Source organism: Paenibacillus sp. IHBB 3054, from assembly GCF_051594305.1.
GTDB lineage: Bacteria > Bacillota > Bacilli > Paenibacillales > Paenibacillaceae > Paenibacillus_AQ.
In genome coordinates, this window is sequence record NZ_JBOFBG010000008.1 from 39,607 (window position 1) to 53,933 (window position 14,327).

The following is a 14,327-nucleotide window of genomic DNA, read 5'->3' on the forward strand; positions in this document are numbered from 1 at the left end:
CAAGCTGATCTCATCCTTTTGCGGCTTCCGCCAAAATTTTACCCGCCTCCACCTTCAAGAGCGTTTCCACATGATAGTCCTTTCCGGTTTCCTGCTCAAGCTTGCGCAGAGCTTCGCGCTGAGTGTTGGTTGCGGGTTGATGCTCTATGAGCGCGGCCAGATTGTCATGAGCGATTTTCCGCGCAAGGACAGGATCCTCCATCAGCTCAAGCATTTGGTACATCGCTGCTATCGCCTGTTCTTCACCCGCTATTCCATACCCGGAGTCTGTGCTCAGCATAAAGCGGTCGGGGAACTTTTTCATGACAGGAATGAATTGTTCAGGCGCACCTCCCCCAGTTGGATTATAAACAGAGAATCCGGCAAAAAAGTCAGCATATAAATTGGGGTGTACGGAAAGCAGTCGCTCAATCTCTTCCGGTGTATTGTAGGCATTCATATGCGCAAAAATCATCATCGTGTCCGGATGCTCTTCCAGTGCCTGCTCCAGCTTCTCAACCGGCATACCGCTAGGCGGATCAATGTGCAGCAGCACCGGCACCTTGTATTCTGCGGCCAAATCATAGATTTGCGGAAGATAGCCATCGAGAGGATGATTGGCCTTCCAGGCCACCCGGGATACAACCGGTGACATCGTGGAGGCAGCAACAATTTCGCCAATGCCCATATATCCCTGCTCCAGATTATTTCTCACTACCGTCAGGCTCTCTACGCGATGCAGGTCAAATCCGCAGAAATACGGAATAATAGTCTCCGGGTGCTCCTGATAAGCCATCCATGCAAACTTATCGGAAATAACGGCACTCGGCTCAGACACATCACCAAACAGGACTACTTGCTGCACCCCATGAACCTTCCAAGTCTTTAGCATAATCATATACTTCATTAGACTGGCATCATGATTATGGGCGTCGATAAGACCCAGGTCCTTATACTTGGCAACTAAATCTGTCAGCGGATTGTCTGCCTGATCGTGAGCAATGCTGGCTTCTGCAGCGGCAGGTTCCGCTGTATTGGGCATAGAGGACTGTATTGTCTGTTCCAACACAGGGTCTGCTATATCTTTGGCTTGCTCATTCCGCAGATACAAACCAGCCAGTGCTCCGAGTACAATAATAGTGCCGAGCAGCCACACCACATTTCTGCGCATCATGATCAGATACCTCCTTATTTTCGGAAACGTTCCCGATATTTACGATAATTATAATCGTATATCTATAATATGTAAATTGTTATTTCGGGAACGTTTCCGATATAGCTGTCAAACCAGCCGTCGGCGGTTCTTTTGTAAACCACCGTGGCCGTCTGTATCCTACACTTGTTTTCCGCAGGCCTTGCCTTCTTTTATCTTCTGTACTTCATACATATTTACCGTTGTGCTGATGATAAAAGCCGGCTTCTCTTGGCCCCTGCTGTTGCGGTGGCCCTGGATATGCGCATCACTTTTCTCCCAATTCTTCCACGCTTCCTCTGATTCCCAGCGGATCAGGAGCAAGACTTCCTCGTTATCCTTGCTCTTCTTGTTCAGCGTAACGCTGATATCAATGAGCCCTTCCATTTCCTCCAGCGCCCCCAGTGCACTGAACTTTTCAATCACTTTATCGCTGTTCCCCTTCTCAATGACGATGGATCTGGTCTGAATAAACATCAATGATTCCTCCTATGATGCCATAAGCGCCTCTAGCTCTGCTGCTTTTGCTTGGCATATTCTCTTGTTTCAACTCTCTGTTTTATTCTAATTGATAATCGTTATCATTTCCAGTCGGATAGAAAAACAGTCTTTCTCTATTGAATAGGTGCATACTTCTTTTTTAACTGAACTCTCTCTTGTACGAGGTTTCAGGCAAATATATACTCGATATAAATTACATCCATCCTTTACTGGAGAAAGTTGGCCTGTTATGAATGTTCAGATCAAACTTGCGGATACAAACGAAGCTTATATAATCAAAAATCTCTATCCTTTATACTTGCATGATTTATCCGGTCACTATGGACTAACGGGCGGCCCCATCCTTAACAGGCACGGCATCTTTGAAGACAGCCAGGAAATCAGAACTTTGACCGATCAATACGAGGTGCAGAATGTTTGGTGGGAGAAACCGGGATGCCTGTATCCTTTTTTAATCAAACTAGGTGCTGTGCCTGCCGGCTTTGCATTCATCGCTACCCCGCCTTATTGCGCCAAAGGTGTAAACTACTTCGTAAATGAATTCTTTATCCTTCAGCCATTCAGAGGGCAAGGTTACGCCCAGCAGGCAGCGGTGCAAGTATTCGAGTCATTCAAAGGCAACTGGGAGCTGTACACCAATCCCTTGGAAAAGAACATCACCGGACAAAAGTTCTGGAGAAAGACCGTATCGGGCTATGCAAATGGCAAGTATGAGGAGAAGCTTGAAACGACCGTAGACGGCCCTAAGATGGTATTTAGATTTAATAATGGAGACAGACAGGAGCTATAGAGAATGGAAATTATTGGCGAGCGAATACAGCTAAGGGATTTTACCGACAGCGACCGCACTTTTTTCGGGGAATTGGAGGGCCATGAGCTGACCACCCGATTCGAGAACCACAGACCGGATGCCGCACAAATTCAAAAGGATTTTGAAGCAGCCTTATCACATGCACAGTGCAAACCCCGTGAGCATTTCAATTTGATCATTTGCAGAGCTGCAGATAACATACCCTTAGGTGGCGTCAGCCTTAAGCTGAACTGGTCAGAAATCAGGGAATGGGAAATCGGCTGGGCGCTGCATCCGGATTTTTGGCGGCAGGGTTATGCTGCGGAAGCGGTCAGGCTGATGACCGGCTATGCCTTTGAATATCTCCAAGCCCATCGAATTGTTGCGTATGCCAATGCCGATAACATCCGCTCTGAGAACCTGATGATCCGTGTAGGCATGATCAAAGATGGCGTACTCCGGGAGACAAGATATTGCAATCAAACCTGGTGTGATGAGCTGGTCTATTCGATGCTTGAAAAAGACTGGGTTAGGGGGCTTAAGGGGTAGAATATCATAATCCCGAAACCTCATAATGTCAAGAAATATTGTGCTTCGATAAGAAAAGATTCATCCGCCCCTGTGCTGCTTCATGTGAAGGATGTTTATCCAATTCCTGATCCCTATACCAGAGTTTCCCCCTTCCTCCTTTTTGCTTTAGATTATAGATAACAGCATATAAGGAGTGAAAGCATGCCACAAAAGTCTTTTTTATTCGAACAAGAGGTACCAGGTTCCAATCAGCACTTAAAGCTGCCTTATCTTTTGTATCTCCCTCATTTACTAAAGCAAAATGGAGAACCGCTACCCGTTATTCTTTTTTTGCATGGACGTGATCAACGAGGTGACGATCTGGAGCTGCTTAAGATCAGAGGAATTCCCCAGCTCATTGAGCAACGAGATGATTTCCCTTTCATTGTCATATCCCCGCAATGTCCTGACCATTTTATCTGGCCTGACATATTTAAAGAAGTCATGGCTATTCTTGATGAGATCACCCGTACACAGCCGGTAGATTTAAGCCGTATTTATCTTACAGGCCTAAGTATGGGAGGTTATGCCGTCTGGGATCTTGCGATGGAAAATCCTGCGCGGTTTGCAGCTATCGCCCCTGTATGCGGATCGGGTTCGCAAGAGCAGGTGCATCTGCTGCGTGATGTACCTGTCTGGGCATTTCATGGAGCACACGATGATGTTGTTCCTGCGACAGATGCTGCGGAAACTGTGCAAGCCCTAATTGCAGCTGGCGGAATAGCCAAATTAACCCTTTATCCTGAAGGTGATCATGATGCCTGGTCCGAAACCTACAACAACCCGGAGCTGTATGCCTGGTTTTTAGCCCACAAACTTGACTGACTCCATCTTAATCTATAGGAAATGAGGGTTTGATTTGAAAGAAATTATCCTTATTCAACACACCCAATCTGAGCATCATGTAAATCATATGTCCGGTGGGTGGACAGACACTCCGTTAACCGTCTTAGGAAGACAGCAGGCAGCACGGGTTGGTATCAGATTGACTGAAGTACTTACCCCCAACGAATACGTACTCTACTCGTCCGACTTGCTCAGAGCGAAGCAAACGGCAGAGATTATCGGCAGCCACCTTGGACTTTCGTTACAAGAAGACAACGGTCTACGGGAGATCAACAGCGGTGTGGCTACCGGTCAGACTAAAGAATGGGCCAGAGAACATCGAAACCCGCGTATCAGCGATCACTTTGATATAGATCATCGGGAGTTTCCTGAAGGCGAGACCTGGAGAGAAGTTTATAACCGGGTATGCAATGTTATGGCGAGAATCTGTACTGAGGAACAGAAGCACCTCATTATTGTGACTCATGGGGGTACACTGGGCTATATCGTCGCCTGGTGGCTGGGATTTGAACCCGTTATGTTAAATCAAGCCTATTTCCCCGGTTCTGTGGGCAGTATCTCACGGCTGGGACAAAACAGCTATCAGCAGCACTCCCTACAAGTATTCAATGATACCTCTCATCTACAGGGATAAAAGAAACAGGGTTAGCATGACAATGCTGACCCTGTTTCTTTCTAGTGCCAATGTGTACAAGGCAAAGGTTATTGATTAACTACAGGAATCTTAAGCTTGATCTCCGATAGGCCCTCTTCCTCTGATCCAGTCTTAATTAACAGCTCCATAGACCTTGGTTTATCCAAAAGATTGCTGCTGAGCAGATAACTAAAACCCTCATCCGTCCCGCCCCCGGAGTACGAGAGAAGCTGATCTACACCTTTTTTCGTCTCAGAGGCAATTTCTATTCCCCTGATCGTCACAAACAATTTGTCTCTTATCTGCCATTGATCACGCTCGTTCTCCTGCAACGCCAAATTCACCCGGGTCATTAAGGGGGAGAATTCAACCTGGGTCAGCGTTATCTCATGCCCTTCCAGTGTAAAAGTCTTGTCCGGATATACGGTTTGGGTTGGATGCTCCTTAAACTTGGAAGCTAAAGTAAAACTGATTTTAAGACTGGGAGAATATTGTACATCTTCATAAGCAATTTCCGAATTGGGGTCCTCCATCATGCCAGGGTCTACCAAAGCAATTTTAAAATCCGCTTCCAGCTGTTCAGGGAATGGCTTGCTCCGGTCGAGGTCGAACGTGCTCCGCCCAATGAATTTACTGTAACTCTTCACACCCGGTCCCCTAAAATGGCTGGCCACCCGCATCGTATCTTTCAAATAACTGTTCGTTGCCTTGTCTTCAAGCTTTGCACTATTTATACTGTGAATCTCCTGAGCGTTATCTGCGGTAGCCGTATATAGCATAATAAGCTTATTCTCGTCCGCAGTAACGGCGTTCAAGGTCACCGTAAAACCTTCGCTGCTGACCGATTTGTTGATCTTTTGAATATATCCGTTTCTAAGTGCGGAATAGACGGTTTCGTCGTCGACGTCAAATGAAGAAAGATCTTTGAAATCCTCCAGCCCTGTCCAGTCGATTCTTTGCAACGGCCGGGCCGTTTGCGGCTCTGACTGGATATAAGGAAGGACAAACAGCAGAATGGCGACCGCAGCAGCTGCGGCAAATCCTATGAATGTGCTTTTGGAGAATAAAGCCATCTTGCTTTTTCGCTTACCCCTCTCAAGCCCCTTTTGAACCGCAAATCTTATCGCGCTGCTCTGCAGCTCCAATTCCACTTCTACCTGCTGGTGCATCTGAACCGCGTTTGACAGCAATTCCTCTTCTTCCTTGTTACTGATCATTCCAGTCACCCCGATTCCTGATAATCATCCTAAGCTGCTTAAGCCCTTTATGCTGCCAGGTTTTGATTGTCCCTTCCGGCTTGTTCAACAATTCCGCGATCTCGGTCAACGTCATGTCATTGTAGTATTTAAGCAGCAGCACATGACGGCACTTGGGTTTCACCTGTTCAAGCGCCCAGAGCATTTCCATCCTGCTGGTATTATGGATTGCAACGGGCTCCTGCATTTGTTCGTCCGCTGTCGGAACACTGCGCTTGCGTCTTCTCTGCTCATCTATGCAGACATATATCAGAATCCGGATGATCCAAGATTTAAATGCCTTGGGATCTTTCAGCGTTTTCCGCTTGATCCAGGCCCGGCAGGTCATTTCCTGTACCGCTTCCAGCGCATCGTTCCGGTTGCCCAAATAACTGTAAGCTATACGATACAGCTGCTCGCTATGCTCCATCACAGTGTCATAGAACACAGATTCTTCCCGCGACACTGTACTGCTAACCCTCTTCATCTCTACCCTGGACATTGTCATCTTTCCTCCTACTCCCCCTTACCTTACATAGTTAAGACGGGGAGAGCACGCAAACAGTTTTCTTAAATTGTAATTTATCCTTTTCTTCAGTCCGCAAAGTGAAAATTGACAAAAAAAAGCCGTACCCCCGCTTTTCAGCGGGACTACGACTTTAAGATAATTGTATGTTACAACACCCAGTTTCCTTTGCGGAACACGGGTTCAATGGTACCATCCGCCAGTTCGCCGTCGATATCAAGCTCAGCTGAGCCGACCATGAAATCAACATGCGTCAAACTTACATTGGCGCCTTTCGCCAGCAATTCTTCGCTGCTTAGCCCAACGCCGCCTTCAATATTGACAGGGTAGGCACTGCCCAGCGCAAAATGGCAAGAAGCATTCTCATCAATGCCGGTATTATAGAATACCCGGCTCATACGGGAGATTGGCGAGTCGTGCTGCACCAGGGCCACCTCGCCCAGGTAGGAAGCACCTTCATCCGTTTCCAGAAGTGAAGTCAGATGCTCACGCCCGGACTCGGCATCGTATGCGGTAACCTTGCCGTTTGTAAAAGTAACGGTGATGCCATCCACTAGACGCCCGTTCAAATTCAACGGAAGGGTACTGGCCACTGTGCCGTTGACGCCTGTGCGATGCGGCATCGTATAGATTTCTTCCGTAGGCATGTTCGCTACGAAGTATACACCGCTGCCGTTCTCCCCGCCGCCGCCGCGCCACAAATGGCCTTCAGGCAGTTCCACATGCAGGTCCGTGCCGGGGGCGCGGTAATGCAGGCTTTTGTAGCGCTTGGCATTCATCCGGTCCTGGCTTTGCTTCAGCTGGGCAATATGCTCCCGCCAGGCTGCAACAGGGTCCTCACTGCCTACGCGGTTCATCTGGAACACTGCTTCCCACATCGCTTCCACTCGTTTTTCTGCTGGAAGATCGGCAAATACCTTATCCGCCCATGCACGCGTCGGCGCTTTGATGAGGGACCAGCTGATTTTATTGTTCCGGGTATAGTTCTGATATTTCTTCCGCGCTACTGCAGCAGCCTTGACGGCTGTTGACACCTTCGAGGAATCAATGCCGCGGAAAAGCTCCGGATCGGGTACTTTAATATGTAGGATAGCTCCACCCTCTTCGGCAAAACCCTCCAGCATATCCGCATGCCATTGCGGGTAATAACCAAAAGAGTCTTCGGGAGCCTTTTCGTAACGGATGCGCGTAACCGCCTCATCATCCCAGTCAACCATGACGTATTTAGCACCGGCCTCATAGGCTTTGCCAACGATCAAGCGCGTAAGCTCGGCTGTCTCCAGGGGAGAATGGATCATCAGAACTTGTCCAGGCTGTACATTTACTCCGACCTTCACAACGAGGTCCGCATATTTCTCCAGCATCACTTCAAAATCCCTCATGACTTCTTTTCCTCCATATCTAAGATTGCTGTAGTTCTACAAATCCAAACGAACTGCTCTTGTTATTTTAACGCAAAATGATCCTCGTTGCGATTCTTTATGATTTGACCTCTACTGTTGCTCATTCCCCACCAGTTTACCAGAGTAAGTACCGGATTCGTCAGACTGTATCCTAATAAGCGCCCTGCCAATTTCAGTTTGATTGCTGTAGGCAGTAAGGGTCAGTTCACTCTCCCTATTCTTGCTGGGTAATGGCGACCAATAAATCGTATCTCCGGATGCAATGGCCGTCGCCGTTCCGAGCTCATGCACCACATAATCCGGCGGAGTCCAGCGAAGAAAACTGCCCTCTGTTGTCTGCAGCCTGATTTCATCCGCGCCGTCAGCCGTGATCTGTATCGGAAACCCCGGCGACCTGCTATTGGTCACACGATAGTCCCCGATGGGGAACTTAATTTCCGGCTGTACCTGTTGCGGCTCTCCGTTTGCTGCGTACACCGTTACCGCGAAGATGTCTGACAGGAAGGGGCGTTGACCCGGCTGGCGCTGGACGTTACTCTGGATCAGAAACAAACTTAGCAGTGAAAGAAGAACCAGCGCTGCGGCGATGATGGATACGGCAGGTTGTAGTCTATAACGGCGGGTTAGTGCAGGCTTACCTGTATCCGATTCAGTTTTTTCCTGAACGGCTTTCTTCACTATCCCTTCTGTAAGCTCTGTTGAAGCAGTAATTTCCCTCATCCCATTCACATATTTATTCATCCTCCATCCCTCCCATTACGGCTTTCAGCCGCTCTCTTGCACGCTTCAGCTGTGTGCGGACTGTACCTTCTTTATACTGCAGCATTGCGGCGATCTCTGCCGTGCTGTAATTTTCAAAATAATAGAGATGAATGACTATCCGGTATTTGACGGGAAGCTTCAGCACTGCTGATACCACTTCCCTCTCCTCCGCTTCAGGTATGGGCAATTCCGGTCTTTCCAGAGCAGAGATGTACCTTTTCCATGGGCTTCGCAGCATGTCTTTACACCGGTTAATGGTGACTCTTATCAGCCATGCGCGTTCATGATCCTGATCTACAAACTCAGGATGATGCTGAAACAGTCTGATAAAGACATCCTGGCAAATATCCTGCGCGTCAGCCATATTCCTGACATAAGCTAAAGCCAACCGCAGTACCATGTCCGAATGTTTCCGGACCATTTCAGTTATGTATTTTTCAGTGCAGGGCAACTGTTTTTCCAATCCGTCTCCCCCCTTCACTGATAACACGCCGGAACCAGCGAATATGTTTCACTTCTTCACAAAAAAACACGGCCCCGTGCAGGAGCCGCTGTCTGCTTCTCATAGATAGGCCAAAGGGTTCTATTAACCCATGGTAGCATCAGTGTCTATTGTTTATCCACCTGCAACAAGGTCACGGTCTTCACAGCGTAAGTATGCTGAATCTTTTCTTCTGCGATGATATTCAGTTTGGTCAGACTGGCTACCTTTGCCGGATCGGTCTTTGAGAGCAGACGCCAAACCTCCGGGTCGGACAATGTGTTGTACAGCTTTTCATCATCATATTCCTTGCGGTTCTGCGTGACAAGCTTAACCTTGTAGCTGCCAATCACTGCCTCCGTCTCCCCGCGTTCACCGCAGTAGGACAAAATGTCCTGCCGCAGCTCTGCCAATTCCTTCTCAAGCTCCTTTTGTTTTGTTTTGAGTTTATAATACTGCTGAACCTTCTTCTCCATCATTGCTCACGCTCCTCTCCAAACATATGTATGCCGGATGAGGCCAATAAATAAGTTGAGCCCTCTTCCATAAACTTCTATAATAAAATAGATTCTGCTGCAGTGATTCCGCCAGTAAGCAACGTCTAACCGCAAGGGTATGTTCAAGTGTGGGTAAGCTCAGTAAACTAACAAAATGGCAGGTGAACCATGTTTCAATCGTATCTATTTCCGATCTCTTACGCCTTTATGACCTTTCCTGTAGCGGCGCTGTTCTTCACGCTGCCTTTTCTCATTGTTCAATACCGGAAGCATGGATATATCAACAAGATCAGGGCAGTTGTTCTTTATTTGCTGCTGCTCTATCTGCTGAACGCCTTTTATCTCATCATGCTGCCGATGCCGGCATCCCGGCACAACCTGCCCCCTTCGGGCAATACAATTCAGCATATACCACTGCAATTTATTCAGGAGATTCTGAAAGAAGGCAATTTTTCCGTTCAGCAACCCTCAAGCTATCTGGCATTGCTGCGCGAGCCTGCATTTCTTCAGACCGTGTTCAATATCGTCTTGACGATTCCCTTCGGCTTGTTCCTGGGCTACTATTTCCGCACCCGGTGGGTGGTGTGCATTCTGCTGTCCTTCTCGCTCTCGTTGCTGTTCGAGGTCACCCAAATCACCGGCATCTACGGTATATTTGATTATCCTTACCGTATCTTTGATGTCGACGACCTGATCACCAATACGCTTGGCGGGATGTTCGGATTCAGAATTGCCTTGTGGATTTCAGGACTGCTCCCACGGATCGAACAGCTTGACAACCACGAGGATCTAGAGGCAAAAAGAGTCACCTACACCCGCCGCAGCATCGCCTTTATGCTGGATGCCTTCGTATGGCTGACTGGGCTCACCCTGCTGAATGCCTTGTCTGTAGAAGGCTCATTCTGGATATCAACCAGTGTCTTCTGTCTCCTCGTGCCCTGTCTGGCCGGAGGAAGAACACTTGGCAAATGGATCGTGCGCATCCGCATAAGCTCTCAAGGGGAACGGCTCCGGCTGTGGATGCTGATCACCAGATACTTGCTGCTGTACGGGCTTCTCATTGGAATGAACCGCCTAATTCTTGTCTCTTCTCAGCTGGACGGTCTGACTCCTGCCCTAGCAACAGTTGTTCGTATTGCTGTATTTCTGGGGGACATGGCCTTCATTATTCATCTGTTTATCGGAATCTTTAAGAAAAAACGAGTGTTGTTCTATGAGAAAATAAGCCAGACCTGCAACGTAATTACATGGCCGGAGAAACCGCAGGACTCCGCTAAGGATGTTACAAATTCAGTAGTCAATTAAGAGAGTTTTTTATGGATAGCAAAAGAGGCCATGTTCCCCACTTACCGGGGACGCACGGCCTCTTTGCATTTTGAAAGTAATTTAAAACTAGGAATCCAGTTCCTTAATCGTCAGCACCACTGGACAATGGTCGCTGCCGAGGACATTACACTCGATGCCGGCCTCCACCAGCTGCGGAGCCATCCGTGATGAAGCCAGGAAATAATCAATCCGCCAGCCGACATTGCGCTCTCTGATCTTCGGCATATAGGACCACCAGCTATAAGCCCCTTCTGTGTCAGGGTAAAAATATCTAAAGGTATCTACAAAACCTGATTCTAGCAATGTCGTCATTTTACCGCGCTCTTCATCGGTAAATCCAGAATTCCCCCGGTTGGATTTCGCATTTTTCAAATCAATATCCTGATGGGCTACGTTGAGGTCACCGCAGACTACAACCGGTTTATGCTGATCCAGCGCCAGCAGATAATTGCGGAATCGGTCCTCCCATTCCATTCTATATTCCAGACGGGTCAAATCCCGTTTGGCATTCGGTGTATATACATTTACGAGGTAGAAACCGGCAAATTCCAAAGTAATAATCCGGCCTTCCGGCTCTGTATCATCCTCTATTCCATATCGTACGGAGAGCGGTTTGATTCTGGTAAAGACCGCCGTTCCCGAATACCCCTTCTTAAGGGCATAATTCCAAAATTGCATATATTCCTCACCCTGCTCCAGGACAATTTGTCCCTCCTGCAGCTTTGTTTCCTGCACACAGAAGATGTCTGCGCCGCTTTCCTTAAAGAAATCGTTAAAGCCTTTGTTCACACAAGCTCTCAGACCGTTTACATTCCAGGACACCAGCTTTATCATCGTCATTCTCCTTACATTTCACTAGAATTATCCCCAGTGTAACATATTATAAGCTGTTTAGAGTTGCTATGCGTGATACAATAACTGGGCTTGCTTCTTCCAATCTACTAAAATACGCGGGGGTTCCTAAGGCTATGAATATACCAAAACTGCTACGCAGCTTTAACTTTTTATATTTTGCCCTGCTCGCCATGTTCATTCCCTTTCTTCCGGTCTACCTGGATAATCAGGGTCTGAGTCCGGCGCAAATCGGATTTGTTGTCGGCACCGGCGGTTTCATAACGATAGTCGCCCAGCCGCTATGGGGAATGATCAGCGACCGGACAAAAACCATCCGCAAAGTACTGCTGTTCCTGCTGCTGTGCTCAGCCATTGTCGGCTACCTGCTGTATGTCTCAAACAGTTACAGCCAGCTGATCCTGTTCGCTATGCTGCTCTACTTTTTCCTAATGCCGATTGATCCGTTGACAGAAAGCCTCAATTTCCGTATCGCCGAGTCTTCCGGGATCAGCTACGGCTCGATCCGCACCTATGGTGCGCTCGGTTATGGTATCATGGCGCTGCTGACCGGATATGTGATGTATTATTTTGGCGCACAAGGTCTAGGGCTGCTGTTTGCCGGCAGCAGTCTGCTAGGCTTCCTGGTCAGCTGGAACATGCCGGATGCCCCGGTTACCGGGAAACCGGTCACCCTGGACAGTCTCAAGCATTTCCTCTCCAATAAAGAAACGCTGTTATTTCTGCTGCTGGTCTTTGTCAGCTCCGTACCGGCAAGAATGAACGATACCTTTCTGGGGGTATATATTATTGATCTGGGCGGAGGCTCGGCGTTGGTGGGACAGTCATTTTTCCTTGCGGCAATAAGCGAAATCCTTGTGTTTGCCTTAAGCTTCTGGTGGCTGCGCAAAGGCAAGGAGCTGATTATCATCGCTTTCGCGGGAGCCTTCTATTTCCTTCGTTTCTTTATTTCTGCCTGGATTACCGATCCGCAGTTGCTCACTTACCTGCAGGTTCTGCAATTGCTCACATTTCCCGTCTTCTACTCGGCGGCTATCCAGTACCTGTACAGCATTGTACCGGAGGAATGGCGGGCTACGGGCCAGACAGTGCTGGCGCTTCTGTTCTTTGGGGTGTCGGGCATCCTGGCCTCATATGCGGGAGGTGCCATTTATGACAGGTTCGGGGGCAAAACGTTCTTTTTATGTGTATCGGCAATGTCCTTTATCGGCATGATCTTTGGCCTCATTCTTTACCGAATTTATGGTAGACATAGCCATAAGGGAGAACATGCAGCAACTCTATAGGACCGGAAGCCGTGTCAGCGCTAAGAGAGTCATTATAATCTGGAGAGCACGGCGATTGGAACAACGCTCCGTTCGCGGAACGTTCTAAATTGTGCTAATCTCTTAAGTCATTCGCTGCTGCATTAATAGAAACGGCGAATATAATGTTCTATCATTGGAAAGCAGAGCTGCCTCTGATTTCTAATGTAATGCCAGAGTATCCCGCCCATACTCTCTCATTTCACTCCCCCTGCCAACATCCCTGGACGTTCAACGGCCAGGGATGTTTTGCGCGCTATAAGATAAACAGATTACATACAGCTTGTTCTTAGAACTCCCCTTCAGGCATAGGTCCCGTGTATATGGATTGTGGACGAAAAATACGGTTGTTGGCGGCTTGCTCCAGAATATGCGAGGTCCAACCCACGATTCTGCCGGACGTAAACGTAGGCGTGAAGATCTCCGGGTCCAGTTCCAGTGCCTGCAGGATCGCGGCGGCATAGAACTCAACGTTAGTGAACAACCGGCGTCCCGGTTTGTATTCCTCAAGCAGGCGGATCGCCGTTTGCTCGACATGAATCGCCACATCAAAGGATGGATCCTTGCCGATCATTTCCTCGGTAGCAATCTTGAGTGCTTCAGCGCGGGGATCTTTGGTCTTGTAAATGCGATGACCGAAGCCCATAATCTTGCCACCTTTATCCAGAACCTCACGGATCCATGGCTCAGCCCGCTCCTTTGTTCCAATATCCGCCAGCATCGAGATGACTTCGGAGGGCGCTCCGCCATGCAGCGGACCTTTCATCGCCCCAATGGCACCACATACGGCTGCGCACATATCAGACTCTGTGGAGAGAACCACGCGTCCGGCAAAAGTCGAGGCATTCATTCCATGCTCCATGCAAAGAATCAAATACGCACTAAGTGCCTGCACATGGGCTTCCTCCGGAATTTGTCCATTCAGCATATACAAATAATTAGCGGCATGCCCAAGCTCTGGAAGCGGGTTCACAATAGGCAGTCCTTTTAAGCTGCGGTATCTGTAAGCAATAATCGTTGGCAAAAGCGCGGTCAAGCGCACGGCTTGCCGGAGCGTCGGCGGCCATGTTGCATTCCCCTGCACCCCTAACGCAGCTACTGTGCTTTGCAGAACCAGCATCATCGGAACCGAAGCCGGGAGCAGATCAACAATTCTGCAGAGATACTCCGGCATCGCTCTGGCCGCCGCCATTTCCAGCTTCAACATCTCCAGTTCCTCCGAACTTGGCAGATGGCCATTCCACAGCAAATAAGCTACTTCTTCGTAACTTCGGCTTATTGCAAGTTCTTTCGCCCAATATCCGCGGTAAACCAGATAACCCTTCTCTCCGTCTACCAAACCAATTTCTGTTTCTCCAGCCACTACGCCTTCCAACCCGCTTACTGTTGCCATTGCACTTAACCCCTTTTCCGATCCAATAGGAATTGA

General features: G+C 48.4%; 16 protein-coding genes. 6 read left to right on the forward strand and 10 right to left on the reverse strand.

The features are described from left to right. Positions 1-10 precede the first annotated feature (10 nt). Positions 11-1,153 (reverse strand): amidohydrolase family protein, encoded by a 1,143-nt coding sequence (locus tag ACQ76X_RS11680; RefSeq protein WP_438493938.1) that lies wholly within the window; start codon positions 1,151-1,153, stop codon positions 11-13. Positions 1,154-1,312: 159 nt separating this feature from the next. Then, positions 1,313-1,648 carry an antibiotic biosynthesis monooxygenase gene (locus ACQ76X_RS11685; protein ID WP_438493940.1) on the reverse strand — a complete coding sequence of 112 codons (336 nt, stop codon included), beginning with the start codon at positions 1,646-1,648 and terminating at the stop codon, positions 1,313-1,315. 253 nt (positions 1,649-1,901) lie between these two features. Here ACQ76X_RS11685 and ACQ76X_RS11690 point away from each other — a divergent pair, with 253 nt between their 5' ends. The 4 genes from ACQ76X_RS11690 (at position 1,902) to ACQ76X_RS11705 (ending at position 4,512) form a co-directional block, all read left to right on the forward strand. Continuing rightward, positions 1,902-2,462: a GNAT family N-acetyltransferase gene (locus tag ACQ76X_RS11690; RefSeq protein ID WP_438493942.1), complete on the forward strand. Its 561-nt coding sequence runs from the start codon at positions 1,902-1,904 to the stop codon at positions 2,460-2,462. 3 nt (positions 2,463-2,465) lie between these two features. Beyond that, positions 2,466-3,011, forward strand: coding sequence for a GNAT family N-acetyltransferase (locus ACQ76X_RS11695; RefSeq protein WP_438493944.1), 546 nt, complete (start codon positions 2,466-2,468; stop codon positions 3,009-3,011). Positions 3,012-3,194: 183 nt separating this feature from the next. Next, positions 3,195-3,857, forward strand: coding sequence for a dienelactone hydrolase family protein (locus ACQ76X_RS11700; protein ID WP_438493946.1), 663 nt, complete (start codon positions 3,195-3,197; stop codon positions 3,855-3,857). Between the two features lie 34 nt (positions 3,858-3,891). Beyond that, positions 3,892-4,512 carry a histidine phosphatase family protein gene (locus tag ACQ76X_RS11705; RefSeq protein ID WP_438493948.1) on the forward strand — a complete coding sequence of 207 codons (621 nt, stop codon included), beginning with the start codon at positions 3,892-3,894 and terminating at the stop codon, positions 4,510-4,512. Positions 4,513-4,580: 68 nt separating this feature from the next. Here ACQ76X_RS11705 and ACQ76X_RS11710 read toward each other — a convergent pair whose 3' ends face one another. From ACQ76X_RS11710 to ACQ76X_RS11735, 6 genes are all read right to left on the reverse strand, one after another. Further along, entirely contained in the window at positions 4,581-5,729 is a 1,149-nt protein-coding gene (locus ACQ76X_RS11710; protein WP_438493950.1) for a DUF4179 domain-containing protein, read from the reverse strand. Next, positions 5,719-6,255: a sigma-70 family RNA polymerase sigma factor gene (locus ACQ76X_RS11715; protein ID WP_438493952.1), complete on the reverse strand. Its 537-nt coding sequence runs from the start codon at positions 6,253-6,255 to the stop codon at positions 5,719-5,721. The genes ACQ76X_RS11710 and ACQ76X_RS11715 overlap by 11 nt, the downstream gene beginning before the upstream one ends. Before the next feature lie 167 nt (positions 6,256-6,422). Next, on the reverse strand, positions 6,423-7,655 hold the full coding sequence (locus ACQ76X_RS11720; RefSeq protein WP_438493954.1) for an aminopeptidase: 1,233 nt from the start codon (positions 7,653-7,655) through the stop codon (positions 6,423-6,425). 111 nt (positions 7,656-7,766) lie between these two features. Continuing rightward, the gene (locus tag ACQ76X_RS11725) at positions 7,767-8,417 is read right to left on the reverse strand and encodes a hypothetical protein (protein ID WP_438493956.1); all 651 of its coding nucleotides are present in this window, start codon (positions 8,415-8,417) and stop codon (positions 7,767-7,769) included. Beyond that, positions 8,410-8,901, reverse strand: coding sequence for a sigma-70 family RNA polymerase sigma factor (locus tag ACQ76X_RS11730; RefSeq protein ID WP_438493958.1), 492 nt, complete (start codon positions 8,899-8,901; stop codon positions 8,410-8,412). The genes ACQ76X_RS11725 and ACQ76X_RS11730 overlap by 8 nt, the downstream gene beginning before the upstream one ends. 146 nt (positions 8,902-9,047) lie before the next feature. After that, positions 9,048-9,398 (reverse strand): hypothetical protein, encoded by a 351-nt coding sequence (locus ACQ76X_RS11735; protein ID WP_438493960.1) that lies wholly within the window; start codon positions 9,396-9,398, stop codon positions 9,048-9,050. Between the two features lie 186 nt (positions 9,399-9,584). Here ACQ76X_RS11735 and ACQ76X_RS11740 point away from each other — a divergent pair, with 186 nt between their 5' ends. Beyond that, positions 9,585-10,721: a VanZ family protein gene (locus ACQ76X_RS11740; protein WP_438493962.1), complete on the forward strand. Its 1,137-nt coding sequence runs from the start codon at positions 9,585-9,587 to the stop codon at positions 10,719-10,721. 87 nt (positions 10,722-10,808) lie between these two features. On the opposite strand, the gene ACQ76X_RS11745 is transcribed toward ACQ76X_RS11740, so the two are convergent. Further along, complete coding sequence (locus ACQ76X_RS11745; RefSeq protein ID WP_438494173.1) at positions 10,809-11,573, reverse strand: exodeoxyribonuclease III; 765 nt, start codon at positions 11,571-11,573, stop codon at positions 10,809-10,811. A gap of 137 nt (positions 11,574-11,710) precedes the next feature. On the opposite strand from ACQ76X_RS11745, the gene ACQ76X_RS11750 reads away from it, so the two are divergent. After that, positions 11,711-12,880: an MFS transporter gene (locus ACQ76X_RS11750; protein WP_438493964.1), complete on the forward strand. Its 1,170-nt coding sequence runs from the start codon at positions 11,711-11,713 to the stop codon at positions 12,878-12,880. A 307-nt stretch (positions 12,881-13,187) separates the two neighbouring features. On the opposite strand, the gene ACQ76X_RS11755 is transcribed toward ACQ76X_RS11750, so the two are convergent. After that, positions 13,188-14,291 carry a citrate synthase gene (locus tag ACQ76X_RS11755; protein WP_438493966.1) on the reverse strand — a complete coding sequence of 368 codons (1,104 nt, stop codon included), beginning with the start codon at positions 14,289-14,291 and terminating at the stop codon, positions 13,188-13,190. Between the last annotated feature and the right edge of the window lie 36 nt (positions 14,292-14,327).